The sequence below is a fragment of the Amycolatopsis sp. lyj-23 genome (assembly GCF_046549135.1).
Lineage (GTDB): Bacteria > Actinomycetota > Actinomycetes > Mycobacteriales > Pseudonocardiaceae > Amycolatopsis.
This window is the reverse complement of sequence record NZ_JAJPWN010000009.1, coordinates 375042-400152: the sequence shown is the minus strand read 5'-3', so window position 1 is coordinate 400152 and position 25111 is coordinate 375042. Positions and strand designations below refer to the sequence as shown.

General features: G+C 71.3%; 26 protein-coding genes. 5 read left to right on the top strand and 21 right to left on the bottom strand.

What is annotated here, in order from left to right; genetic code table 11:
- Positions 1-94: 94 nt before the first annotated feature.
- The 16 genes from dprA to ffh form a co-directional block, all read right to left on the bottom strand.
- Positions 95-1276: a DNA-processing protein DprA gene (gene dprA, locus ACLJPY_RS24550; RefSeq protein ID WP_410591787.1), complete on the bottom strand. Its 1182-nt coding sequence runs from the start codon at positions 1274-1276 to the stop codon at positions 95-97.
- On the bottom strand, positions 1273-2148 hold the full coding sequence (locus tag ACLJPY_RS24545) for a hypothetical protein (RefSeq protein WP_410591786.1): 876 nt from the start codon (positions 2146-2148) through the stop codon (positions 1273-1275). The genes dprA and ACLJPY_RS24545 overlap by 4 nt, the downstream gene beginning before the upstream one ends.
- A complete protein-coding gene (locus ACLJPY_RS24540) occupies positions 2145-3656 on the bottom strand; it encodes a YifB family Mg chelatase-like AAA ATPase (protein ID WP_410591785.1) in 1512 nt (503 codons plus the stop codon). Before ACLJPY_RS24540 ends, ACLJPY_RS24545 begins: the two co-directional genes overlap by 4 nt.
- Complete coding sequence (locus ACLJPY_RS24535; protein WP_410591784.1) at positions 3656-4033, bottom strand: YraN family protein; 378 nt, start codon at positions 4031-4033, stop codon at positions 3656-3658. The genes ACLJPY_RS24540 and ACLJPY_RS24535 overlap by 1 nt, the downstream gene beginning before the upstream one ends.
- Before the next feature lie 270 nt (positions 4034-4303).
- Positions 4304-4627 carry a DUF2469 domain-containing protein gene (locus ACLJPY_RS24530; RefSeq protein WP_003096226.1) on the bottom strand — a complete coding sequence of 108 codons (324 nt, stop codon included), beginning with the start codon at positions 4625-4627 and terminating at the stop codon, positions 4304-4306.
- Positions 4624-5466, bottom strand: coding sequence for a ribonuclease HII (locus ACLJPY_RS24525; RefSeq protein WP_410591867.1), 843 nt, complete (start codon positions 5464-5466; stop codon positions 4624-4626). The genes ACLJPY_RS24530 and ACLJPY_RS24525 overlap by 4 nt, the downstream gene beginning before the upstream one ends.
- A 90-nt stretch (positions 5467-5556) precedes the next feature.
- On the bottom strand, positions 5557-6495 hold the full coding sequence (gene lepB, locus ACLJPY_RS24520) for a signal peptidase I (protein ID WP_410591783.1): 939 nt from the start codon (positions 6493-6495) through the stop codon (positions 5557-5559).
- 31 nt (positions 6496-6526) lie between these two features.
- Positions 6527-6895 carry a 50S ribosomal protein L19 gene (gene rplS / locus ACLJPY_RS24515; RefSeq protein ID WP_091306793.1) on the bottom strand — a complete coding sequence of 123 codons (369 nt, stop codon included), beginning with the start codon at positions 6893-6895 and terminating at the stop codon, positions 6527-6529.
- Positions 6896-7060: 165 nt separating this feature from the next.
- Positions 7061-7807, bottom strand: a complete 747-nt coding sequence (gene trmD, locus ACLJPY_RS24510; RefSeq protein ID WP_410591782.1) for a tRNA (guanosine(37)-N1)-methyltransferase TrmD — start codon at positions 7805-7807, stop codon at positions 7061-7063.
- A 1-nt stretch (position 7808) separates the two neighbouring features.
- Positions 7809-8321: a ribosome maturation factor RimM gene (gene rimM / locus ACLJPY_RS24505; RefSeq protein WP_410591781.1), complete on the bottom strand. Its 513-nt coding sequence runs from the start codon at positions 8319-8321 to the stop codon at positions 7809-7811.
- Positions 8322-8343: 22 nt separating this feature from the next.
- Entirely contained in the window at positions 8344-8583 is a 240-nt protein-coding gene (locus ACLJPY_RS24500; protein WP_003103110.1) for an RNA-binding protein, read from the bottom strand.
- Positions 8580-9023 carry a 30S ribosomal protein S16 gene (rpsP, locus tag ACLJPY_RS24495; protein ID WP_043780385.1) on the bottom strand — a complete coding sequence of 148 codons (444 nt, stop codon included), beginning with the start codon at positions 9021-9023 and terminating at the stop codon, positions 8580-8582. Before rpsP ends, ACLJPY_RS24500 begins: the two co-directional genes overlap by 4 nt.
- A 159-nt stretch (positions 9024-9182) precedes the next feature.
- Entirely contained in the window at positions 9183-9986 is an 804-nt protein-coding gene (locus tag ACLJPY_RS24490; protein ID WP_410591780.1) for a CPBP family intramembrane glutamic endopeptidase, read from the bottom strand.
- Between the two features lie 100 nt (positions 9987-10086).
- Positions 10087-10812, bottom strand: a complete 726-nt coding sequence (locus ACLJPY_RS24485; protein ID WP_410591779.1) for a CPBP family intramembrane glutamic endopeptidase — start codon at positions 10810-10812, stop codon at positions 10087-10089.
- Between the two features lie 46 nt (positions 10813-10858).
- The gene (locus ACLJPY_RS24480; protein WP_410591778.1) at positions 10859-11935 is read right to left on the bottom strand and encodes an amidohydrolase family protein; all 1077 of its coding nucleotides are present in this window, start codon (positions 11933-11935) and stop codon (positions 10859-10861) included.
- On the bottom strand, positions 11932-13500 hold the full coding sequence (gene ffh / locus ACLJPY_RS24475; RefSeq protein WP_410591777.1) for a signal recognition particle protein: 1569 nt from the start codon (positions 13498-13500) through the stop codon (positions 11932-11934). The genes ACLJPY_RS24480 and ffh overlap by 4 nt, the downstream gene beginning before the upstream one ends.
- 195 nt (positions 13501-13695) lie before the next feature.
- Here ffh and ACLJPY_RS24470 point away from each other — a divergent pair, with 195 nt between their 5' ends.
- Complete coding sequence (locus ACLJPY_RS24470; protein WP_410591776.1) at positions 13696-15474, top strand: ABC transporter ATP-binding protein; 1779 nt, start codon at positions 13696-13698, stop codon at positions 15472-15474.
- A 9-nt stretch (positions 15475-15483) separates the two neighbouring features.
- On the top strand, positions 15484-15963 hold the full coding sequence (locus tag ACLJPY_RS24465; RefSeq protein WP_410591775.1) for a MarR family winged helix-turn-helix transcriptional regulator: 480 nt from the start codon (positions 15484-15486) through the stop codon (positions 15961-15963).
- A gap of 275 nt (positions 15964-16238) precedes the next feature.
- On the opposite strand, the gene ACLJPY_RS24460 is transcribed toward ACLJPY_RS24465, so the two are convergent.
- Both ACLJPY_RS24460 and ACLJPY_RS24455 read right to left on the bottom strand, forming a co-directional pair.
- Positions 16239-17120 carry a Ku protein gene (locus ACLJPY_RS24460; RefSeq protein ID WP_410591773.1) on the bottom strand — a complete coding sequence of 294 codons (882 nt, stop codon included), beginning with the start codon at positions 17118-17120 and terminating at the stop codon, positions 16239-16241.
- Between the two features lie 53 nt (positions 17121-17173).
- Positions 17174-17536: a hypothetical protein gene (locus ACLJPY_RS24455; protein WP_410591772.1), complete on the bottom strand. Its 363-nt coding sequence runs from the start codon at positions 17534-17536 to the stop codon at positions 17174-17176.
- Between the two features lie 120 nt (positions 17537-17656).
- Here ACLJPY_RS24455 and ACLJPY_RS24450 point away from each other — a divergent pair, with 120 nt between their 5' ends.
- The 3 genes from ACLJPY_RS24450 (at position 17657) to ACLJPY_RS24440 (ending at position 21033) form a co-directional block, all read left to right on the top strand.
- Positions 17657-18244 (top strand): TetR/AcrR family transcriptional regulator, encoded by a 588-nt coding sequence (locus tag ACLJPY_RS24450; protein ID WP_410591770.1) that lies wholly within the window; start codon positions 17657-17659, stop codon positions 18242-18244.
- Between the two features lie 23 nt (positions 18245-18267).
- Positions 18268-19020 carry a glucose 1-dehydrogenase gene (locus tag ACLJPY_RS24445; RefSeq protein ID WP_410591769.1) on the top strand — a complete coding sequence of 251 codons (753 nt, stop codon included), beginning with the start codon at positions 18268-18270 and terminating at the stop codon, positions 19018-19020.
- A gap of 720 nt (positions 19021-19740) precedes the next feature.
- A complete protein-coding gene (locus ACLJPY_RS24440; protein WP_410591768.1) occupies positions 19741-21033 on the top strand; it encodes a diguanylate cyclase in 1293 nt (430 codons plus the stop codon).
- Here ACLJPY_RS24440 and ACLJPY_RS24435 read toward each other — a convergent pair.
- From ACLJPY_RS24435 to ACLJPY_RS24425, 3 genes are read right to left on the bottom strand one after another with little or no spacing between them, the layout of a single operon-like run.
- Positions 21030-23342, bottom strand: coding sequence for a [protein-PII] uridylyltransferase (locus ACLJPY_RS24435; protein ID WP_410591766.1), 2313 nt, complete (start codon positions 23340-23342; stop codon positions 21030-21032). The genes ACLJPY_RS24440 and ACLJPY_RS24435 overlap by 4 nt on opposite strands.
- 10 nt (positions 23343-23352) lie before the next feature.
- The gene (locus tag ACLJPY_RS24430) at positions 23353-23691 is read right to left on the bottom strand and encodes a P-II family nitrogen regulator (RefSeq protein ID WP_410591764.1); all 339 of its coding nucleotides are present in this window, start codon (positions 23689-23691) and stop codon (positions 23353-23355) included.
- Positions 23688-25076 (bottom strand): ammonium transporter, encoded by a 1389-nt coding sequence (locus ACLJPY_RS24425; RefSeq protein WP_410591763.1) that lies wholly within the window; start codon positions 25074-25076, stop codon positions 23688-23690. Before ACLJPY_RS24425 ends, ACLJPY_RS24430 begins: the two co-directional genes overlap by 4 nt.
- Positions 25077-25111: the final 35 nt, after the last annotated feature.

Here is a 25111-nt window from a genome sequence, read left to right as displayed (position 1 = left end):
GCTGCGCGAACATCCGCCTCCGGTCAAGGATCGCCACGCGGCCGCACCGGACCGGCCGAACGCCGTCGACGATTTTTCCCGGATTTCGTGGTGCTCACGCGCTTTCCTTCCGTCGTCGCCAGCCGGACTCGCCACGGACGGCGAATCCGTCGATCTCCAGTTCCGGGAGCAGCGCCCGCACCCGCCGCAACGGCAGGCCGGATTCGGCCGCGACCTCGGCGTCGGACCGGTCGGCGCGCACAGCCAGTGCTTCGAAGGCGCGCAAGGCCTCCGGCCCCAGCCGATCGGTGCGCCGTTTCGGACGGCTCTTGTCTTCGGCGATCCCGAACCGGCCGACCGTCTCGAGGACCTCATCCAAGCTCGACACCAGTGTCGCCCGGGAGTCGCGGATCAGGTCGTGGCAGCCGGCGGACATCGCGGACGAGATCGGCCCGGGCAGGGCCATCACCACCTTGCCGAGGGCACCGGCGGTGCCGGCGGTGTTGCGGGCCCCGCTGCGGCGTCCAGCCTCGACGACCAGCGTGCCCTCGGTGAGGGCGGCGATGAGCCGGTTGCGGACGAGGAAGCGGTGCCGCGCCGGCGGCGTGCCGGGCGGGTACTCGCTGACGACGGCACCGCCGGAACGGATGATCCGCTCCAGCAAGCCGACGTGCCCCGCGGGATAACCGGCATCGACGGCACACCCGAGCACGGCGACGGTGATGCCGTCGGCGGCGAGGGCGCCGCGGTGTGCCGCCCCGTCGATGCCGTACGCGGCACCCGAGAACACGGGCACACCACGGTGGGCCAGCCCGTACGCGAACTCGACGGCATGGTGCTCGCCGTAGTTCGTGGCGGCCCGAGCACCGACGATGGCCACGGCCCGATCGGCGGCGGTACCGAGCGGAACGTCCCCGGCCACCCACAGAGCCAAAGGCGGAACGGCCTCGGCGACCCCGCGCCGGGCGGCGAGGTCCAAGGCGAGCAGCGGCCAGGCGGGCCACTCATCGTCCTCGGGCACGACCAGCCGGGCGCCGACGGCCGCGGCGCGCTCGAAGTCCTGGGTGACGAGGTCGTAGTCCCGCCGCGCCTCGGTCGCCTTGAGCACCTCGGCCGGGCAATCGCCCCGCCGAACCCGCTCGGCTGCCGCTATTGGCCCGTGCGCGGCAACGAAGGCGACGACCGCGGCCGCCGGAGGCTCGGCCACGCGCAACAGGTAAGCACGGGCCTGCCGCAGTTTGTCGGTGCTCGTGCCGCCGCCCGCTCCTGAAGCCTGCGGCGACTTGTCCGCACTCACGCTGCCACCCGCTCCCGAAGAGACGACATCCGCGCTCGCCTGTACGCGGCGCTAGAGGAAATCGCCGCCGACACCACCGGCTCAGCCACGCGCCCCCGGCAAGCCGACCGCCCGTCCTCGACGACGAACGCGACCACCGACAGCTCAGGCACGCGCATCCGGCAAGGTAAGCGCCCGCCCACGGCAACGAAGCCGACCAGCGCGGGCACCGAAAGCTCAACGACGCGCATCTGACCAGGCAAGCGCCGACCCACGGCGACAAACGCGACCACCGACGCCTCAGCCGCACAGACCCGGCAAGCCGGCTGCCTGCTTCCGGCCACCGCAAGTGCCTTGGTCGCGGTCACCTGCAACCAGTGACCGCGAATCCGCCGCAACTGGTCCGTGCTGACGAAGCCACCCGCTCCCGAAGACACGACAACGGCGCTCGGCGCGCACGTGGCGCGTAAGGCCGCCGCAGCCGACACCACGGGCTCAGCCACACGCGCCCGGCAATCCGACCGCTCATCCTCGGCGACGAAAGCGGGCGCCGACAGCTCAACTACACACAGCTGGCATGGCAAGCGCCCACCGCCGGCAACGAACCCGACCACCGCAGGCGCCGACGGCTCAGCCGCACACACCCGACAATCCGATCGCCTGCCGCCAGCGGCGAACCCGACCACCGCGAGCGCGAAGGACTTCGCCAGCCGCAACCGGCAGGCGGGGGCCTGCCGCAGCTCTGTCGGGCTGTGGCCGGTGTCGGAGACAGCCGGACCAGAGACCGGCAGCTCAGCCATGCGCTTCCGAAAGACCGACAGTCCTTGCCCGGCAGCGAACGCGACTTCCGCGGGCGCCGGCGGCCCAGCCAGCCCGAGGCTGTCCGTGCTCATGCCGCCGTCCGCTCTCGGAAGGCCAGTGCTGCGCTCACTTGGTCCGCGCCGGGGCGGGGATCGCCGTCCAGGTCGGACAGGGTCCAGGCAATGCGCAAACAGCGGTCTGCTCCTCGGCCGGTCAATCCGCCGCGGTCCATGGCGCGGTCCAGTAGCTCCGTGGCTTCCGCCGGGAGGGCGAACTCGCGGCGGAGCGCCGGTCCGGGGACCTCCGAGTTCGACAGCCAGCCGTGCGCGCGCCAGCGGTGGGCTGCGCGTTCGCGGGCTGCGAAGACCCGCTGGCGCACCGGTTCCGATGGCTCGGCCGCGCCCGTGTCGTGTGCGCTGATCGCGCTCAGCGGGCGCAACCGGACCCTCAGGTCGACGCGGTCGAGCAGTGGGCCGGACAGCTTGGCCAGGTAGCGGCGGCGGGCGTTCGCGGAGCACACGCAGTCCGCCTCCTTCGGCGGGGCGCACGCGCACGGGTTGGTCGCCAGGACCAGCTGGAATCGCGCGGGGTAGGTGATCGATCCCTTCACCCGCGAAATGCGCACCTCGCCCTCTTCGAGGACCGTCCGGAGCGACTCGAGGCACTGGCCGCCGAACTCGCAGACTTCGTCGAGGAACAGGACACCCCGGTGAGCTCGGCTGATCGCGCCCGGGGAGGCGATTCCGCTGCCGCCGCCGATCAGGGCCGGTACGGAGATCGAATAGTGCGGGGCGACGAACGGTGGCACCGTCACCAGTGGCGAGGACTTCGACAACGAACCGTCGACCGAATGGACCGCGGTGACCTCCAGGGACTCCTCCGGCGTCAGCTGCGGGAGAAGGCCGGGCAGCCGCTTGGCCAGCATCGTCTTGCCCACGCCCGGCGGGCCGGTGAGCAGGAGGTGGTGCCCGCCCGCTGCGGCAACTTCCAGCGCCCAGCGCGCTTCCGGCTGGCCGACGACGTCCGCGAGGTCCGGCACCTCCGGCGGTGGCACCGGGCCGGGTGGCTCCGGGTGGGCCAGCTCGGCTTCACGCTTCAGCCACGCCACGAAGTCACGCAGGTGGGGCGCGCCCGCGACTTCGATGCCGTCGACCAGCGCTGCTTCGACGAGGGAGTCCGTCGGCACGACGGCTCGTCCGTATCCCGCCGCCCGGGCCGCCAGCAGGCCGGGGAGGATGCCGCGGACCGCGCGGATCCGGCCGTCCAGAGCCAGTTCGCCGAGCAGCACGGTGCCGAGCAGCCGCGTGGCCGGGACCGCGCCCGACGCCGCGAGCACCGCCGCCGCGATGCCCAGGTCGAAGGCGGACCCCATCTTGGGCAGGTTCGCCGGGGACAGGCCGAGCGTGACCTTGCCGTCGGGCCAGGGCTGCCCGGAGTTGCGGACCGCGGACCGCACGCGGTCCTTCGCCTCGCGCAACCCGGCGTCGGGCAGGCCCACCAGGGTGATCCGGCTCAGCCCGCCGCCGAGGTCGGCCTCGATCTCGATCACCCGGCCGTTGATCCCGAGCAGGCCGGCCGACCAGGCTTTGGCGATCGGCATCAGAACGCCGCCTCGATGTGGTGCAGCTGCGGCCGGGCACCCGGTTCGGCGAGGATCGTCACCACGTCGTAGCGGACGGGGCACCAGCCGAGCCGGAACTCGCGCAGCCAGCGCTGGGCGGCCCGGCGGACGCGGCCCGCCTTCTCCTCGGTCACCGTCTCCGTCGGGAGGCCGAAGTCGGTGCCGGAGCGGGTCTTCACCTCGCAGACGATCACGCGGGTGCGGTCGGTGAAGACGAGGTCCAGCTCGCCTTCGCGGCAACGCCAGTTGCGCGCCAGCAGGACCAGGCCGCGCTCCCGCAGGTAGCGAAGGGCGAGGTCCTCGCCCCAGGCGCCCAGGTCTTGGCGGTGTCTCGCGAGCTCGTCGGTGCCCGTCATCGTGTTCGCCCCCTCGTCGGTTCGCTCCCGTCACCGGGGCGGTCCCGGTGATCACGGTGCGTGTGCCTTCGACGATGGCAGGGCACGGCCCGGCCGGACCAGCCCCGGTTCGCCGGACTGTGGACAACCGGGGTGTTGGGGACAACTGGTCCACGGATCGCCGCGGAACGCCCGGAATGTCGGTGGGGTGTGCTAGGCGGCGGAGCGCGCAAAAAGACCGCGCCGGCTCACCCGGGATGGTGAGCCGGCGCGGTCGTCCGGAAGTGGTGACTAGCCCGAGAACGGGCCGTCTTCGGGAAGGCGGAGGTCCGGCTTGTCCAGTTCCTCCACGTTGACGTCCTTGAACGTGATGACCCGGACGTGCTTGACGAACCGGGCCGGGCGGTACATGTCCCAGACCCACGCGTCGGACATGCGGACCTCGAAGTACACCTCGCCGCCGCCGTCGCGGACCTGGACGTCCACCGCGTTGGCCAGGTAGAACCGCCGCTCGGTCTCCACCACGTACGAGAACTGGCCGACGATGTCGCGGTACTCGCGGTACAGCGAGAGCTCCATCTCGGTCTCGTACTTCTCGAGATCCTCTGCGCTCATGAAATCCGCGCCCCTCCTCGGGATCGTGCTGCTGCTCCGCCGGCGGAGCGTTCATTGTGACCCACACCCGCGGCCGGGGCATGCAGCGGCAGGCTGAGTTGTGGCTCTAATGCCTCGTCGAGGACCGCGGCCAGGCCGGCCGCGCCGGGCGTTTCCATCGCCTTTTCCAGCGCCGCGTACGTCAGCACCACCGGCCGCGCGGGCCGGAGGCCGTGCTTGAGGGCCACCGTGGCCACGTTCGTGTACGACCAGCGGTGGACATCGCTGGGGCCGTGTTCGCGCAGCGCCGCCAGGTGGTCGGCCGTGCTGTACCCCTTGTGCACGTTGAACCCGTAGTGCGGGAAATCGTCGTGGTAACCCGCCATGATGCGGTCTCGCGTCACCTTGGCCAGCACCGACGCGGCCGCGATGCACGCCACCGACCGGTCGCCCTTGATGACCGCCGCGTTCGGGGCCGTGAGGCCGGGAACGCGGAACCCGTCGGTGAGGATGTAGCCCGGCTGCACGCGCAGGGCCGCGGCCGCGCGGCGCATGGCCTCCAGGTTCATCACCCGGATGCCGCAGAGGTCGACCTCTTCGGTCGGGACGACGATCACCGAGTAGTCGACGGCCCGGGCGAGGACCAGGTCGTAGACCCGGTCCCGCGCCTTGGCCGTCATCAGCTTCGAGTCCGTCAGCTCGGTGAGCTTCGCCGCGTCGCCCTGCTTGAGCACGCAGGCCGCGACCACCAGCGGCCCCGCGCACGCGCCGGCGCCGGCTTCGTCCACACCGGCGACCGGGCCGAGGCCACGGCGGTCGAGCGCGCCCTGCAGACCCCAGAAGAGGTCGCCGCGCACCACGGCTCGCGGTGGCCGGATCGGCTCGGCCGCCGTCAGGGGAACGGGAAGTGTCAAGGCTGGATCACCCGTCTGCCGGCCAGGACCGGGTGGCTAGGGCTTCCGCCCGGCCGCCCGGCGCACTCCGGCCTTGAGCTTGCGCCCGGCGAACAACGCCGGCCACGCCGCCGCGATCCCGGCGCCGAGCGGAAGCCCGCTCTGCCAAGCCGGCGCCCCGAGGGCGACCGGCTGCGCCGACTCCTGCGGGTTGTGGTCGGTGATGCCGCCCCAGCGGCTCGGCGGCAGGACGATGATCCGCGCCTTGCCGATGATGTTGTCCACCGGAACCGCGCCGTTCACGCCGCCACCACCCTGGAACCGGGAGTCGTCGGAGTTGTTGCGGTTGTCGCCCATGACCCAGACCATCCCGGCGGGGACCTTGACCGGGTCGAAGCTCCGCTGCTCCTGGACGGCCGGGTCTTCCCAGTGGATGTACGGCTCGTCGAGTGACTTGCCGTCCACGACCACCCGGCCCTGCGTGTCGCAGCACTGAACGGTCTGGCCGCCGACCGCGATCACGCGCTTGACGAAGTCACGCTCGTCCGGCGGGGCAAAGCCGACCAGCGAACCGAGACCGCGCAGGCCGCGGACGACGATGTTGCCCGACTCCTGCGGCGGGATCTCGTTGTTGATCCACGCCTGCGGGCCCTTGAACACGATCACGTCGCCCGGAGCGGGCTCGGTGAAGTCGTAGGTCACGCGGTCGACGAGGATCCGGTCGCCGGTGCACCCCGGACACCCGTGCAGGGTGGCCTCCATCGATCCCGACGGGATCATGAAGACCTTCGCCAGGAAAGTCTGGATCAGGATCGTGAGCACCAGCGCGATCACGAGCAGGATCGGCAGTTCCTTCCAGAACGACCGTTTCTTGGCGGGTTTGGCTCGCCGCCGCCGGGATCCCCCGCGCTCCTCGGAGCGGGACAGCCGGGGCTTGTCCTCCTCGGAGCGGTCGGGGTCGTCCTCGGGAGCGTTCTGGGACACGGGTTCGGCCACGTCGTCAGGCTACCGGTAACCGGGTGGTGACTCAGTTAGCCGAGGCCGTCTCGCGGTTCTCGCGGCGCTCCTTGATCTTGGCCTTCTTGCCGCGGAGGTCGCGCAGGTAGTACAGCTTCGCGCGCCGCACGTCACCGCGCTTGTGGACCTCGATCTCGGCGAGGTTCGGCGAGTGCACCGGGAAGGTGCGCTCGACGCCGACGCCGAACGAAACCTTGCGCACGGTGAAGGTCTCCCGGATGCCACCGCCCTGACGGCGGATGACCACGCCCTGGAAGACCTGGTTGCGCTCGCGGTTGCCCTCGATGACGCGGACACTCACCTTGAGCGTGTCGCCCGGGCGGAAGTCCGGGATGTCGGAACGCAGCGACTGCTTGTCCAGCGCGTCCAGGGTGTTCATCGGTGGTCCGTCCTCGTCTTCGGTATGGCTTGCGTACAGATCCCGGGCGCGCAACGGTGCCGCTGCGGGCGACCCGGGGGGCTGATGGCGGGCTCGTGAACGAGGCAGTCCACTCACGCCAACCTGTCAAGTATTACAGACCGTGCCACGCGTCAAGTAACCGGGCTAGGCCTGCTCGGGGTCCAAGCCCTCGAGGACCCCGAGATCGTGCTTGTCGAGACTACCTTCCGGCAGCCGCGCCAGGAGATCGGGGCGACGGCGGGCCGTGCGTTCCAGGGCCTGGTCACGCCGCCAGCGGTCGATCAGCGCGTGGTTGCCCGACCGCAGCACGTCCGGCACGGGCAGCTCCCGCCACACCTCCGGACGGGTGTAGCTAGGGCCTTCGAGCAGGCCGTCGGAGAACGAGTCCTCCGCGGCCGACCGCGCGTTGCCGAGCACGCCGGGCAGCAGCCGGACGACGGCCTCGACGATGACCAGCACCGCCGCCTCGCCGCCGACCAGGACGTAGTCCCCGATCGAGACCTCGTCGACCGGCATCCGGCGGGCCGCGTCGTCGACGACCCGCTGGTCGATGCCCTCGTAGCGGCCACACGCGAAGACCAGGTGCTTCTCCGCGGCATACGCGTGCGCCAGTTCCTGGGTGAACGGCTTCCCGGCGGGCGTGGGTACGACGAGCCGCGTCTCGGACGTGCAGACGTCGTCCAGGGCCGGGCCCCAGATCTGCGGTTTCATGACCATGCCGGGGCCGCCGCCGTACGGCGCGTCGTCGACCGCGCGGTGCACGTCGTGGGTCCAGTCGCGCAGGTCGTGCACGCCGACTTCGACGAGGCCGCGGTCGATCGCCCGGCCCAGCAGCGCGGCGCGCAACGGGTCGAGGTATTCGGGGAAGATCGTGACGACGTCGATCCGCATCTCAGGCGTCCAGGAGCCCTTCCGGCGGGTCGAGCACGACCCGGCCGCCCGCGACGTCCACCGTGGGGACGATCGCGCGGACGAAGGGCACCAGCACCTCACGGCCGTCGACGTCGAGCTCCAGGAGCTCGCCGGCGGGCGAGTGGACGACCTCGACGACCTTGCCCACGACCGTGCCGTCCGCGAGCTCGGCTCGCAGGCCGGCCAGCTCGTGGTCGTAGAACTCGTCCGGGTCCGACGTCGGCGGCAGCGTGTCGGTGTCGGCGAGCAGGAGCGCGCCCCGCAGCGTCTCGGCGACGTCGCGGGTCAGGACCTCCTCGAAACGCACCAGCAGCCGCCCGCTGTGTTCGCGGGCGGCTGCGATGGTGAGTTCCCTCTTGCTGCCGTCACGCAGCTTCGTCGTGACGGCCGCACCGATCTTGAACCGCTCGTCCGGCGAGTCCGTGCGCACGTCCACCGCGAGTTCCCCGCGGATGCCGTGCGCCTTCGCGATGCGGCCGACTACGACGTCCATCCTGACCGTTTTCCGTGGAGGCTCAGCGGTCGGTGTCGACGACGTCCACACGGACGCCGCGGCCACCGATGCCGCCCATGACGGTGCGCAGAGCGGTCGCCGTGCGACCGCCCCGGCCGATCACCTTGCCGAGGTCGTCGGGGTGCACGTGCACCTCGAGCGTGCGGCCACGGCGGGTGGTCAGCAGCTCGACCCGGACCTCGTCCGGGTTGTCGACGATCCCGCGCACCAGGTGCTCGAGGGAGTCCGCGAGGAAACTCACTCGGACTTCTCGCCCTCAGCGGCCTCCGCCTTCTCGGCCTCGGCCTTCTTCGGGGCGGACTTCTTCTTCGGCGTGGTGGCCTCGGTGGAGGGCTCCTCGCCGGCCGCGGCGAGCGCCGCGTTGAACAGGTCCTGCTTGGACGGCTTCGGCTCGGCCACCTTCAGGGTGCCCTCGGCGCCCGGCAGGCCCTTGAACTTCTGCCAGTCACCGGTGATCTCCAGCAGGCGCTGGACCGGCTCGGTCGGCTGCGCGCCGACACCCAGCCAGTACTGGGCGCGCTCGGAGACGACCTCGATCAGGCTCGGCTCTTCCTTCGGGTGGTACTTGCCGATCGTCTCGATGGCCTTGCCGTCCCGGCGGGTGCGCGCGTCGGCGACGATGATGCGGTAGTACGGCGCACGGATCTTGCCGAGGCGCTGCAGCTTGATCTTGACGGCCACGGGTGTGGGTTCTCCTCGAATCTCTCTGGTGCTGGGCTGGGCGCACGCGGGCCGAGTGGGGACACGGACGCGGGCACCCGAAGGTCAGGAGCTTTCGCACGGTGAGAGGGTCCGGCGGAAGCAGGCAGTGACCCATTCTGCCAGACGGCACCCGCGCACCTAGAAAGAGGCCACCCCGAGGGCCCCGAGCAGGATGGTCAGCGCCGGGAGGAAGTTGTTGACCTGGTGCGCGACGATACTGCCCGGCAGGCGGCCGGTGACCAGCCGGGCCAGGCCGATCGGCACCGCGATGACCAGCAGCAACGTCGTCCGCAGCGGCTCGAGGTGGCTCGCCGCGAACACCGCCGTCGACAGCAGGAACGCCGCGACGCGGCCCCAGCGCTCGCTGCGCCACTGCAGCTGCTCCGCCGCGCCCCAGAGCAGGCCCCGGTAGATGACCTCCTCGCAGATCGGGCCCAGCAGCCAGAGGTAGACGAACATCACCAGGGCCGCCGGGATCGACATCCGGCGGTCCTCGACCAGCGCGCTGATCGCCGACGTCGCGTTGGCGTTGCCGACCAGGTGCGTCCACAGGTACGCGGCGAGGGTGGTGAAGACGAGCCCGACGCAGCCGTACCGGAAGCCGGTCTTCACGTCGGCCCAGCGCCACTCCAGGCGCAGGTCGGACACGGGACCGTTGCCGCGCACGTAGGTGATCAGCACCGCTACGCCGGCCGCGATCATCGTCGGGAGCATGGTGCCGAGCAGCACGACCCGCATCGGCAGCGGACCGGGACCGGTGTCGCCGACCAGTGCGGACACGAAGGCCGCGGACGCCAGCAGCACGGCTTCGACGAGCAGGAAGGCACCGAAGCCCCACCGGTGCCGCGGCGTGGGCGGCAGGAAGGCGGTCGCGGCGGGCTCCTCGGGCTCGGGCAGCGGCGTGGCGCCGGCAGCGGGGTCCCGAGGCTGGGAAGTGGTCACGCCTTGCCCTCCGCGTCGCTCGGCTCCTGCGTCGAGCCTAGCTGCCGCGATGTGATCGCACAGTATCCGTCCAGCTACTGTCCATCGATCTTCGCAACGGTCAATGCGTGACGAACAGCAGCACCGCCGGCGGGAGGTTGTTGGCCGCGTGCGCGATCACGCCGGCGCTGACCCGGCCGGACAGGTGCCGGGCCAGCCCCATCGCGATGCCCTGGCCGAAGAGGGCGATGGTGCGGGTCGGCTCGCCGTGCAGCTGGGCGAACACCAGCGAAGTGAGCACCAGCACCACCCACGGCGGGACCCGGTGGAACGACAGCGCGTTCCACAGCGTGCCGCGGACCAGCAGTTCCTCGGTGATCGGCGCGCCGGCGATGACGATCACCGCCGCCAAGACCAGCCACACCGTGTCGCCGTCGAAGGTGTCGGCGAGGTCGGTCAGCGGGCTGTCGGAGACGTCGTCGGCGCCGTAGACCGCGATCAGCACGAGGTTCAGCAGGTAGCCGACGACCAGGGCGAGCACACCGCACGCCAGGCCGATCCGGACGTCGCGCCAGGTCGGCTTGAGGCCGAAGTCGGTGCGCAGGCCTTCGCCCCAGCGCCAGGACCCCGCCGCGGGACCGAGGCCGAGCAGGAGGTTGGGCACGAACGCCAGGAGCAGGAGCGGCCCGATGTCGTGCAGCTCCAAGGGGTCGAACTCGCCGACGTTGCGGTTGACCGCCGCGGCGATGATCAGGTTGGTCAGGTAGTAGCCGGCGATCCCCGCGAAGAACGCCACGAAACACCAGTGCGCTCCCAGCACGCGCCGTGCGCCGTCGTCGTCCGTCACCCGTCCCACGCTAAAGTGCCGACCCCGCAAGGAAAACAGCGGGGGTCTAGGCGTACACGACGCCGCCGAGCACGATGTGCGAAGGGTGCCGCAGGACGCCCAGGTCCGCACGCGGATCGGCGGCGTAGACCAGCAGGTCGGCGGGTGCGCCGTCGTCGATGCCGGGGTGGCCGAGCCAGTCGCGGGCCGCCCAGGACGCGCTCGCGAGCGCCTGCTCACGGGTCATGCCCGCGCGGTGCAGCGCCTCGATCTCGTCGACGAGCCTGCCGTGCTCGACCATGCCTCCGGCGTCGCTGCCCGCGAAGACGCGTACGCCCACTTCGATGGCTGAAGCGACCATCTCGCCGACGCCGGCGTGCAACGCACGCATGTGCGCCGCGTAGGTCGGGTACTTGCCCGCCTTCTCGGCGATCCCGGGGAAGTTCTCGATGTTGATCAGCGTCGGGACCAGGGCGACCTCGTGGCGCGCCAGCTCGGCCAGCTGCCCGGCGCTCAGGCCGGTGCCGTGTTCGAGGCAGTCGATGCCGGACGCGATCAGGCCGGGCAGGGCCGCTTCGCCGAACACGTGCGCGGTGACGCGGGCGCCGTGGTCGTGCGCCACCTTCACCGCTTCGGCCAGGACGTCGTCCGGCCACAGCGGCGCGAGGTCGCCCACCCCGCGGTCGATCCAGTCGCCGACGAGCTTGACCCAGCCGTCGCCGTCCCTGGCCTGCTCGGCGACGGCTTCGGGCAGCTGCTCCGGGTCTTCGAGCTCGATGCCGAGCCCGGGGAGGTAGCGCTTGGCCAGTGCGAGGTGCTGCCCGGCGCGGATGATCGTCGGCAGGTCGGCACGCTGCTGGAGCGGCCGGACGTCGATGGGCAGGCCGCAGTCGCGGATGAGCAGCGTCCCGGCGTTCCGGTCGGTGACCGCTTGGGCGGCCGCCTCGTCGAGGGAAACGGGGCCGCCGACGCCGATGCCGGGGTGGCAGTGCGCGTCGACCAGTCCGGGCACCAGGAAGACGTCCTGGCCGAGGGTCTCGGCGTCCGGCACCGGCTCGAACGAAATCCGGCCGCCGGTGATCCACAGCTCCCCCGGCTCGCCGCCGGGCAGGATCACCCCGGCGGCGTGGAGCGCGGTGCTCAATTGTCCTTCGGGTTCTTCGGGAGCTTGAACTTCGACGGGTCGAAGCCCGGGATGTCGTTCATGCCGCCGAGCTGCGACAGGTCGGGCATCCCGCCGGGCATCTGCCCGCCCGGGGGCAGCATCGGCATGCCGCCGGGGAAGCCGCCGCGGACCTTGGGGGGCGTGGGGCCGCGGCCCTTCTTGCCCTTCTTGCCCTTGCGGGACTTGGAGCCGCCCCCGCCGCCGAAGCCGAACCGGCCGGCCATCTGGGCCATCATCTTGCGGGCTTCGAAGAACCGGTTGACCAGGTCGTTGACCTCGCGGACGGTGACGCCGGAGCCGTTGGCGATGCGCAGCCGGCGCGAGCCGTTGATCATCTTCGGGTCTTCGCGCTCGGCCGGGGTCATGCCGCGGATGATCGCCTGCAGCTTGTCCAGGTGCTTGTCGTCGACCTGGGCGAGCTGGTCCTTCATCTGGCCGGCGCCGGGCAGCATGCCGAGCAGGTTGCCGATCGGGCCCATCTTGCGGACCGCGAGCATCTGCTCGAGGAAGTCCTCCAGCGTCAGCTGGCCGCTCGACAGCTTCTCCGCGGCCTTCTCGGCCTGCTTCTGGTCGAAGGCCTGCTCGGCCTGCTCGATCAGGGTGAGGACGTCACCCATGCCGAGGATCCGCGACGCCATCCGGTCCGGGTGGAAGGTGTCGAAGTCCTCGAGCTTCTCGCCGTTGGAGGCGAAGAGGATCGGCTGGCCGGTGACCTCGCGGACGCTCAGCGCGGCACCACCGCGGGCGTCGCCGTCGAGCTTGGTGAGCACGACGCCGGAGAAGCCGACGCCGTCCTGGAACGCCTGGGCCGTGGTGACGGCGTCCTGGCCGATCATCGCGTCGACGACGAACAGGACCTCGTCCGGCTCGACCGCGTCGCGGATGTCGGCGGCCTGCTTCATCAGCTCTTCGTCGACGCCCAGGCGGCCCGCGGTGTCGACCACGACGACGTCGTGCTGCGCGTGCTTGGCCTCGGCGATGGCGCGGCGGGCGACGTCGACCGGGTCGCCGACGCCGTTGCCGGGCTGCGCTGATGCACCGGTCGCTGTCGCGCCCGGATGTGGCGCGAAGACTGTGACGCCGGCGCGCTCGCCGACGACCTGCAGCTGCGTGACGGCGTTCGGGCGCTGGAGGTCGCAGGCGACCAGCATCGGCGCGTGGCCCTGCTTCTTCAGCCACAGGGCGAGCTTGCCGGCCAGCGTCGTCTTACCGGCACCCTGGAGACCGGCGAGCATGATCACGGTCGGCGGGGTCTTGGCCAGGTTCAGCCGGCGCGTCTCGCCGCCGAGGATCCCGACGAGCTCCTCGTTGACGATCTTGACGACCTGCTGCGCGGGGTTGAGCGCCTGCGAGACCTCGGCGCCCTTCGCCCGCTCCTTGATCTTCGCGATGAAGGTCTTGACCACGCCGAGGGCGACGTCGGCCTCCAGCAGCGCGATGCGGATCTCGCGCGCGGTGGCGTCGATGTCGGCGTCGGACAGCTTGCCCTTGCGCGTGAGCGTCTGCAGGGCGGCGGTGAGCCGATCGGAGAGGGTGTCGAACACGGGTGTGCACGCTCCAGCTGGGTCGATGGTGGCGCGCCGGACTCGGCCGGCCCTGTCGAGGGTAGTCGCTCCGGCTGCTTCGTTCCGCGGGCCTGCGTCGATACTAAACGCCGGTTTACCAGCTGTGTAGTCCACTTTCGCGTGAACACACGAAAACCGGTGGCGCTCGCGGCTGATTTTAGTAAACATAGGTGCATGACCGCTGTTGCCGTCCTCCGAGAGCCGGACACCGACGCCGACGAACCCGTCCCCCTCAGACGGATCGCCGGGCTGTTCCGCCCGCACCGCGGGCCGCTGGCCGCGCTGTTCGCGCTGATCGTCGTGCAGGCGGGCCTCGGCGTCGTCTCGCCGTTCCTGCTCCGCGAGATCCTCGACGACGCCCTCCCGCACCGCGACACCCTGCTGATCAGCCTGCTGGCGGCCGGCATGATCGTCTGCTCGGTCGGCAGCGGCTCCCTCGGCGTCGCCACCACCGGGCTGTCGAACACCATCGGGCAGCGGGTGATGAACGAGCTGCGCGTCTCCGTCTACGGCCACCTGCAGCGGATGTCGCTCGGCTTCTTCACGCGGACGAAGAGCGGCGAAGTGCTTTCGCGGGTGTTCAACGACATCGGCGGGGTGGACAACGTGATCACCACGACCGCCGGGTCGGTGGTGCAGAACGCGACCACGACGATCGCCATCGCCACCGCGCTCGTCCTGCTCGACTGGCAGCTCGCCGCGTTGTCCCTGCTCGTCGTGCCCCTGTTCCTGCTGTTCACGCTCAGGCTGGGCGAGAAGCGGCGGACGCTGGCCCGTGGCCGCACGCGGCGGATGGCCCGGCTGACGACCATGGTCGAGGAATCCCTGTCGGTCACCGGGGTGCTGCTCGCCAAGACGATGGGCAACGAGCGGGCGGTGCGGGAGCGCTTCGGCGCGGAGTCGCGGGAGATCGCGTCACTGGAACGGGCCGCCGCGCTGGCCGGCCGCTGGCAACGGGCGTCGCGGGCGATGAGCCTCACCGTGATCCCGGCGCTGGTCTACTGGATCGCCGGGCTGGCGCTGGCAGGCGGTGCGTCGCCGATCTCGCTCGGCACCGTCGTGGCGTTCACGAGCATGCTCAACCGGCTGGTCGCGCCGGCGAGCGCGATGCAGACGATCGGGCAGAACGTGGCGACGTCGAAGGCGCTGTTCGGCCGCATCTTCGAGGTCATGGACCTGCCGGTGGAGATCGCGGACAAACCCGGCGCCCAGGTGCTGGAGGTGCGCCGCGGGGACGTCTCGATGCGCGGCGTCTCGTTCAGCTACGACGAAGGCGGCCCGCCGACTCTGCGCGGGATCGACTTCGACGTGCCGGCCGGGACCACGACCGCCCTGGTCGGGTCGACCGGTTCGGGCAAGACGACGCTGGCCTACCTCGTCGCCCGGCTCTACGAGGTGAGCAGCGGGTCGGTGACGATCGACGGCACGGACGTCCGGGACGTCACGCTGGCGTCACTCGCGGCCGGCGTCGGGCTGGTGTCGCAGGAGACGTACCTCTTCCACGACACCGTGCGGGAGAACCTGCGCTTCGCCAAGCCGGACGCGACGGACGACGAGATCGAGCGGGCGGCGAAGGCGGCGCACATCCACGACACCCTCGCCGCGCTGCCCGAGGGGTACGACACGGTCGTCGGCCAGCGGGGCTACCGGTTCTCCGGCGGGGAGAAGCAGCGGATCGCGATCGCCCGGATCCTGCTGCGGAACCCGCCGGTGCTCATCCTCGACGAGGCGACCAGCGCGCTCGACACCCGCACCGAACGTTCCGTGCAGGCCGAACTCGACCGGCTCGCCGCGGGGCGCACCACGCTGACGATCGCGCACCGGTTGTCCACTGTGGAGCACGCCGACCAGATCGTCGTACTGGACGAAGGGAGGATTGCCGAACGCGGGACGCACGAGGAACTGCTGGCGCGCGACGGGCGTTATGCCCGGCTCGTCCGCGGCACCACCTAGTGTGGGGCCATGCACAGCGAACCGGCCCGGACCCTCGACGAGACCGCCACGCGGGTCACCGCGGATGCCGAGCTCGCCGAGTTGTCCCGGCGGGTGCGCGAAGGCGTCGGGCGGCTGAACTGGCGGATGCGCGCGGAAGCGGACCGGCACATCCCCGGGCCGGCTGTGCTCGCGGTGCTGAGCCGGCTCTACCGCGCGGGCACGCAGACGCCGACCGAGCTGGCCGAGGCGGAACGGCTGCAGCCGCAGTCGCTCACCCGGATCCTGGCTTCGCTCGAACTCCGCGGCCAAATCGAGCGGACGCCGGATCCCGACGACGGGCGCCGGTCACGGGTCAGTATCACCGACGAGGGCCTGGCCGTCCTGCGCCGGTACACCACCCAACGCGAACGCTGGCTGGCCGCGGCGCTCGAATCGACGTTGTCGCCGACCGAGCAGCAGTTGCTCCGGCTGGCCGCCGACCTGCTGATCCGGGTCGCGGACGCCTGAAAGCTGCCGTGGAGACCCCTCGATCCCTCCACGGCAGCCTTCGGACACCCCCTTGCCCGCGCCGCCTCCCCGCGGTGCGGGACGGGTCCCGGGAACGGGCCGCTCCTCCTCCGGCCCGCCCCGGAACCCTGGCGCCCGGACGGCTCACCTCCCCAGGGGCCGTCCGAACATCCCCCCTCGCCGGCGATCCGGTACTCGCTGGCAGAAGGAAGTCTGCCGCGCCCAGGACGGCGGGTTGAGTGTGAGAACCCTCAATTACCCGTGGGTAGTACTACCTAGCCGGACGTCTTCGTGCGTCCACGGCTGCGCGTCGCGGCTCGCTTCGCCGTCGTGCGCGCCTTCGCGGCCCTCGAAGCGGCCGCCTTGGCCTTCGTGACGGCCGCGTTGCGCGTGTCCTCCGCTTCGGCGGCGCTCTCCTGCAACGCCGCCAGCAGGCGGGTGACCCCCTCGGCCTGCTCGGCGGCCGTGGGCTGGACGACTTCGGCGCCGTCGATCTTCGCCTGGACCAACGCGTGGAACGCCTCGCGGTAACGGTCGGGGTAGCGGGCCGGGTCGAACTCACCGGTCAGCTCCTCGACCAGGTTCACCGCGCGCCGCAGCTCGCCGGGCCGGATGTCGACGTCGGCGTGCTGGAACGGGAAGTCCGGCGTGCGCACCTCGTCCGGCCACCGCATCGTCTCCAGCACGATCACCTGGTCGCGCACGCGCAGGGCACCGAGCGTCTCGCGGCGGCGCAGTGCGACGGTGACCAGCGCGAGCCGGCCCGACTGCTGGAGCGCCTCGCTGAACAGGACGTACGGTTTCGTACCCGCCGGCTCGGGCTCGAGGTAGTAGCTCTTCGCGAACCAAAGTGGGTCGACGTCGGGCACCGGCGCGAACCCGCGGATGGCGATCGTGCGACCCGGCATCGGGAGCGACGCCAGCTCGTGCGCGGACAGCAGGACGACGTCGCCGCCCGGGACGGGGTAGCCGTGGACCATCTCCTCCGGCGGCACTTCGGCGCCGTCGACCTCGCACACGCGCTTGACGCGGACGCGGCCGCCGTCGGTCTCGTGCACCTGGTGGAGCGGGATCTCGCGCTCCTCAGTGGCGCTGTACGCCTTCACCGGGATGGCGTAACTGCCGAACCCGATCGTGCCCGTCCACACTGCGCGCATCCGTGCCACCTCCGCAGCTCCCAGGCTAGACAGCGGCCGCGGCGGATCGACAGCTACAAACGGGTGTCAGGCGAGACGGATTCGCTCACACATTCGAACGACGGCGTGACCTCGTCGAGCGCTTCCGCCGAGCACCGGGAGGCGATGGCGGCCGCGCGGAGCACTTCGGTGACGACCTCGACGTCCAGCGGCGGGGCCGCCGCAAGGGCCTCGGACCCGCCTTCGACACGCGCGGCCAGCCCGGCGAGGGCGTGCGAAATGGCTTCTTGCCCGGCGACGAGCTGGGCGACGACGTCGGTGAGCTCGGCCGTCGTGGCGCCGGGACCGCCGCAGCGCAGGCCGGCGGCGAGTTCCTCGGCGCAGGAGCGCAGGTGGACGGCGACGACGGTCGGCGGCAACGTCAACCGATCTTGCATCGTTCACCCCTTTGGCCGGTGGAAGCAGCCATAGTGCCATCGCACGCGCCGTCACCGGATCCGACACACCGCCGCTCGCATATTTGACCGAGCGTTCTCGATACGGCTAGGGTTTCGATCATGTCCCGGGTCAAGGAGTTCGACGTCGGCGAAGCCTGCGACAGCGCGCTCACGCTCTTCCGGCGCCAGGGGTACGAGGCGACGTCGGTGAGCGACCTCGTGACGCACGTCGGCGTCGCCAAGGCCAGCCTGTACGCCACCTTCGGCACCAAGCACGACCTCTACGTCACGGCATTGAAGCGCTACGCGGAACGCACCGACGCGCGGGTGATGGCGCAGCTCTCGGAGCCGGGTTCCGGGGTGGCGGCGGTGCGCCGGCTGTTCGACGGCTACGCAGCGGAAATCCTGGGCGACGAGACGAGGATGGGCTGTTTCGTCGTCAACGCGGCGATCGAGCTGCTCCCCCATGATCCCGACGTCGCCCGGTTGGTCGAACGCAGCTGGGACACCCTCGAGGTCGCCCTCACCATGGCGCTGGAACGCGCGAAGGCGCAGGGAGAACTCCCCCGCGGCAGCGACCCGGCGACGCTGGCGCGATTCCTGCTCACCGTGCTGCAGGGCCTGCGGGTCCTCGGCAAGGGAACTGACGCCGCGGGCCGGGTCGACGCGGCGGTCTCACAGGCCATGCGCCTGCTCATTCAAGAATGATCGGACCAGAAAGAAGGTACACGATGGGGGCACGTTTCGCAGGCAAAGTCGTCCTCGTGACGGGCGGTGGCTCGGGTATCGGACGGGCGACGGCGCGGGCGTTCGGGGGCGAAGGCGCGACGGTGGTCGTCGCCGGGCGCGACGGGCAGCGGCTGGCGTCCGCGGTGGCGGAAATCGGCGGCGACGCGAGTGCGGTGACCGTCGACGTGACCGACTCCGCGGACGTGGCGCGGATGGTGGAGACGGTCGTCGCACGGCACGGGCGGCTGGACGTCGCGTTCAACAACGCGGGCATCCTCGGGTCGCCGGCGCCGGTCGCGGACCTCGACGAAGACGGGTTCGCGGCGGTGCTGGACACGAACGTCACCGGGACGTGGCTGTGCCTCAAGCACGAGGTCGCGCACATGCGGGCGCACGGCGGCGGCGCGATCGTCAACATGGCGTCGAACATCGGCGCGCACGGCAGGCTGCCGAACATGGCGGCCTACGCAGCGTCTAAGGCCGCTGTGAGCGCGCTGACCAGGACGGCGGCGCGCGACCACATCGCCGACGGGGTCCGCATCAACGCGGTCAGCCCCGGTGCGACGGACACGGACATGTCCCGGCGCCCCGGCGAGACGGACGCCGATCGGGCCGCGCGGCTGAAGAACGCGATCCCGCTGGGCCGGGTGGGCGCCACCGCCGAGGTGGCCGCCGCGGTGCTGTGGCTGGCTTCGGACGAAGCCGCGTTCACCGTGGGGCACGACCTGGTGGTCGACGGCGGCGCGACCGCCTGAGCGGTCCCACCCGGGCCCGCGGATGAGGGGTGGCCGGAGCTCGCTCCGGCGGGAGTTCACGACTCACGGTTGCGCATGGTGACGATTCCTTCCTCGGACGGGAACGGACGGGGTACGCGGCTGGGGTCAGGACTCGCGGTTGCGCACGGCGGGTCTCCTTTCGGGGCGCGCTGGGCCGGGTGGGCATCGGTTCAGGACTCGCGATTACGCACAGCGGGCCTCCTTTCGGGCGCGGAGCATTCGGCAGACAACGACTCAGGACTCGCGGTTGCGCACGGCGGCTCTCCTTCCGGGTGCGATCGGCCGGGTGAACATCAGCTCAGGACTCGCGATTACGCACGACAGGCCTCCTTCCAGGCACGACGCGTTCAGCGGGCAACGACTCAGGACTCGCGATTACGCACGACAGCTCTCCTTCCGGGGCGCGACGGACCGGGTGGGCATCAGCTCACGACTCGCGATTACGCACGACAGACCTCCTCCCGAGCACGGATGAACGGCGACCACAACAGCTCAGGACTCGCGGTTGCGCATGACGGCCTCCCTCCGGCGGTTCGCGCGGACTTCGGGGGACTCGGGGGCCTCAGGACTCGCGGTTGCGCATGGCGGCGGCCTCCCTTCACTGCTCCGAACGTGTGGCAATCGTCGATCGCGGCCGCCCGGTGTGGTGGGGTGGATGCGGATCGTCGGATCACCCAGGGGAGTTGCACCGCCTTGAGTATGGACGGCGCCCGTCCGGCCGAACCCCGCGTGGGCCGGATCCGTGGGGCGCTGAACCCTGCTCGCTGGACGCTCTGGCGGCAGCGGCGGTCGCTGATCTTCTACTGCTTCCTCGTCGAGTCGGTTGCGCTCTTGGCCACCCTCTGGAGCGCCGCCGCCGTGCCCGTGCGGTCCTGGGACCTGGTCGTCCTCGGGGTGCTCGCCGGGCTCGGGGTGCTGCAGGCCGAACTCGGGCGGCAGGTCGAACGCGTCCGGCGGCTCGTGTCGGACACCCCGCACATCAACCTGACGTCCGTCTGGACGTTCGGCGGCGTCCTGCTCCTGCCGCCGGCGCTGGGCGCCGCCCTGGTCGTCGTCCTCTACGTGCACCTCGGCACCCGCAGCCTGGCTCGGATGAAGCGCGTTCCGCCGTTCCGGGTCGCGCTGAACGCCACTCTGGTCGTCCTCACCTGCTACTCGGCGGACGCCGTGCTCGCGTGGCTCGGGGTCGGCGGCATGCCGGCCGCGCTGACGGCCGGCTGGCGCGGCGTCACGGCCATCGCGCTCGCGGCGGTGACCTACTTCCTGGTCGCGGCCATCACGATCGTCCCCGCGCTGACCATCACCACCCGCTCGGTGAAGGCGTTCTTCGGCGGTCTCGGCGACAACCTCCTGGAAGTCGCGACGCTGTGCCTGGGCATGCTCACCGCGCTGACCCTGGCGACGCTGCCCGCGCTCACCCTGGCGATCGTGCCGCCGCTGCTGGTGCTGCACCGGGCGGTGCTGATCAAGCAGCTGGAGATCGCGGCGACGACCGACGAGAAGACCGGCCTGTTCAACACGACCGGGTGGCACCTGCTCGCTTCGCGCGAACTGGCGCGGGCGCAGCGCAGCACGCGGAGCACGTTCGGCGTCCTGATGATCGACCTGGACCACTTCAAGCTGATCAACGACCAGCACGGCCACCTGGCGGGCGACACGGTGCTGCGCGCGGTGGCGTCGACGATCAAGAGCGCGGTCCGCGACTACGACTCGGTCGGCCGCTTCGGCGGCGAGGAGTTCGTGGTCCTGCTGCCGGACATCGGGCCGGCCGCGGTCCTGGCGGTGGCCGAGCGCATCCGCTCGGCCATCGAAGCGCTGAAGGTCGAGTACGAGGAGGGCCTGATCGCCGACCTCTCGGCCTCGATCGGCGTGGCGACGTACCCGGACGGCGGAACGGCCGTCGACCGCCTGCTGCAGGCCGCGGACAAGGCCCTCTACCGGGCCAAGGACGCGGGCCGCAACCAGGTGGTCGACGGCACGGCGACCGCCTAGGAAGCCGCCGTCAGGACGGCCTGTTCCACCTCACGGCGCCAGCCCGGCTCGATGCGGCCGCTGCGGGGGGTCACCGCGAACGAGTCCACCACCGCTCCGCCCAGCGTCGACGCCTTCGCCCAGCGGACCTCCGCGTCGCAGCGGCGCAGGGCGCCCGCCACCCGGAACAGCAGGCCGATGCGGTCGGCCGCGCGCAGTTCCAGGACCACCGTGTCCGGGCCCGATGTCTCGTCGTCGAACCACAGCACCTTCGGGGGCACCGGGGCCTCCGGGGATGCGTAGTCGCGTTCCTTGGCCGCCAGGCGCTGGGTCAGGGGCAACGTGCCCGCCACCGCCCGGGCGAACTGCTCGCGCAGCAGGGTCGCGTCCGGCAGCGACCCGAACTTCGGGGACGCCGTGAACACCCCCGCCCGGCCGCCGTCGTGGCCGCGCAGGACCGCCGAGTGGACCTCCAGGGAGTTCAGCGCCAGCACGCCCGCCGCCGGGGCCAGCAGTTCCGCGCGGGCCGGGACCGCCAGCAGGACCGTCACCACCTTGCCGTGCGCGCTGATCCGGATCTCGCCCGTGCCCGAGGCCACCGCCGAGGCGACGAGCTCGCGTTGTTCCTCGTCCATCGGCGAAGGAGCCGTGAACCCCTTGCCGCGCAACACTTCCTCGCAGCCCGACACGAGCTCCGCGAGCAGGCGCGCCTTCCAGTCCGTCCAGACCCCCGGACCGGTCGCCAGCGAGTCGGCCTGGGTCAGCGCGTGCAGCAGCTCGACCAGGACGAGGTCGCTGTCCAGGGTCTTCACCACCCGGGCCACCGTGGCCGGCTCGCTGATGTCGCGCCGCGTCGCCGTGTGCGGCAGCAGGAGGTGGTGGCGGACCATCGCCGACACCGTGCCGGCGTCGGCCGGGCTCAGGCCCAGCCGGGTCGCGACCTGGGCCGAGATCTTCGCGCCCAGCTCCGAGTGGTCGGCGTCGCGGCCCTTGCCGATGTCGTGCAGCAGCGCGCCGATCAGCAGCAGGTCCGGGCGCGGCACCGTGGTGGTCAGCTTGGCCGCCTCGACGCACGTGCGCACCAGGTGGCGGTCGACCGTCCACTGGTGCACCGGCGAGCGCGGCGGCAGGTCGCGGACCGCGCCCCACTCCGGGAACAGCCGGGACCACAACCCCGTCCGGTCCAGGGACTCGACCGCGTCGACCAGGCCCTCGCCCGCGCCCAGCAGCTCGACCAGCGCGTTCAGCGCTTCGGCCGGCCACGGCGCGCGCAGCTCGGGTGCCGACTCGGCCAGCGCCTTGAGCGTGCCGAGCGCGATCGGCTTGCCCGTGCGCGCCGACGCCGCGGCCACCCGCAGCAGCAGCGCCGGGTCCTTCGCCGGGACGGCGTCGCGGGCCAGCGCGACCTCGTTCCCGTGCAGCACGACGTTTTCCGCCAGCGGCGTCCGCGAGGGACGCCGGCCGAAGCGGCTGCGCGGTGGCTCCACTGTGGACCGCAGAGCGACGTCCAGTGCGTAGGCGATCGTGCGGCCCGCTCCGGAAAGCTTGCGGGCCAACGTGAACCGGTCGCCGAAGCCGAGTTCGCCGGCGACCAGCTCGGCTTCGGGCGCGGACAGGACGTCCCGTTCCCGCCGGATCTCCCGCCGCAGCTCCGTGCGGACGTCGAGCAGGAGGCCCTTCGCTTCCAGCAGTTCCTCGCCCGGTCGCGCGGTGAGCTGCGCCGCGGCGAGGGCTTCCAGGACGGCGAAGTCCCGCAGCCCACCGCGCCCGTGCTTGAGGTCCGGTTCGGCGGACTGCGCGATTTCGCCGCTGCGGGTCCAGCGCTGCCGGACCGACGCCGTCAGGTCCGGGAGCTGCTTGCGCGCCGTGCGGCGCCACTGGTCCCGCGCCGCGGCCACCAGCCTGCCGCTCAGCTCGGCGTCCCCGGCGAGGTGCCGGGCGTCGAGCAGGCCCATGGCCACGCGCAGGTCCTCCGAAGCGACCTTCAGCGCCTCGCCCGGCGTGCGCACCGAGTGGTCGAGCCCGATTTTCGCGTCCCACAAGGGATACCAGAGCGCGTCCGCGATCTCGGCGACGCCGCTGTTGCCGTTGTGCACCAGCAGCAGGTCGAGATCGGAGAACGGCACCAGCTCCCGCCGGCCGAGCCCGCCCACGGCGACCAGCGCGACACCCGGTTCCGCGGTGTCGACGCCGGCCGCCGAGGCTCCCCTGCCCAGCCAGAACTCGTAGAGGTCGACCAGGGCCGCCCGCAGTGCGGACGACCCCAGCCTCCCGTGCCTGCCCTCGAGCAAACGCTCGGTGGCCTTGACCAGTTCGCCCCCGTCGGCCATCCCGGACGTCCTAGAGCGCGTCCGTGCCGCGCTCGCCGGTCCGGACCCGGATCACCGTCTCGACCGAGGTCACCCACACCTTGCCGTCGCCGATCTTCCCGGTGTGCGCGGCCGTGGTGATGGCGTCGAGGACCTTCTCCACGTTGGTGTCGTCGGTGACGACCTCGATCTTCAGCTTGGCGACGAAGTCGACCGAGTACTCCGCGCCGCGGTAGACCTCGGTGTGGCCCTTCTGCCGTCCGTAGCCCTGGACCTCGCTGACCGTCATGCCCAGCACGCCCAACTGCTCCAGCGCGGAGCGGACGTCGTCGAGCGTGAACGGCTTGACAATCGCCGTGATGAGCTTCATGCCTTGCTCTCCTCGAGTTTCGCGGCCGGGGTGGCGGACTTGACCGGGATGGTGTTCGGGTGGCCGAGGCCTCCGCCCGTCCCGGTGAAGTCGTAGGCGCTCTCCGCGTGCTGGGCTTCGTCGATGCCGCTGACCTCGTCCTCGGTGCTGACGCGGAAGCCGCCGGCCTTCTTGATCACGAAGCCGATGATGAAGGACAGCACGAAGGAGTACGCGAGCACCGCACCGGCGGCCGCCGCCTGACGCCCCAGCTGGGTGAACCCACCGCCGTAGAACAGGCCGTCCGCGCCGAGCGAGTTGACGCTGGTGGTGCCGAAGAAGCCGATCAGCAGCGTGCCGACGATACCGCCGACCAGGTGGACGCCCACGACGTCGAGCGAATCGTCGAAGCCGAACTTGAACTTGAGCGAGATGGCGAGCGCGCAGACCGCACCGGCGATGAGGCCGATCGCGATGGCCCCGAGCGGGCTCACGAAACCACACGCCGGGGTGATGGCGACCAGGCCCGCGACCGCACCCGAAGCCGCGCCGAGCGTGGTCGGCTTGCCGAACTTGAGCTGCTCCACCAGCAGCCAGCCGAGGACGGCGGCGGCGGTGGCGACGGTGGTGTTGGTGAACGCGACGGCGGCGAGGTCGTTGGCGGCCAGCGCCGAACCGGCGTTGAAGCCGTACCAGCCGAACCACAGCAGCGAGGCACCGAGGAGCACGAACGGCACGTTGTGCGGGCGGCCGGTGTCCTTCGGCCAGCCCTTGCGCTTGCCGAGCACGATCGCCAGCGCCAGACCCGCGGCACCGGCGTTGATGTGGACCGCGGTGCCACCGGCGAAGTCGAGTGCCTTGAGGTTGTTGGCGATCCAGCCGCCGACGGCGTTCTCGCCGATGAAGCCGTTGAAGGAGAACACCCAGTGCGCGACCGGGAAGTACACGACCGTCACCCAGATGACGACGAACAGCGTCCAGCCCCAGAACTTCGCGCGGTCGGCGATGGCGCCGGAGATCAGCGCGGGCGTGATGATCGCGAACATCAGCTGGAACATCACGAAGGCGAGCACCGGCAACGCGTCCGTGCCGGGCCAGGCGACCGCCGGCGAGGTGTCGGTCGCGGCGACCGCGAAGCCGGCGAGCTTGCCGAAGGTGTTTTCGAGGCCGGCGAAGTGGAAGTTACCGAGGAAACCTCCGAACGCGTCGTCGCCGAAGGACATCGAGAAGCCGTACAGGGCCCACAGCACCCCCACGACGGCCAGCGCGATGAAGTTGATCATCAGCATGTTCAAGACGCTCTTCGCGCGGACCATGCCGCCATAGAAGAACGCCAGTCCTGGGGTCATGAGCATGACCAGCGCGGCGCTGGCCAATACCCACGCGGTGTCTCCTGCGTTCAGCACATCGTCCTCCCGTGCCCTGGGTTCGTGCGTTGGCA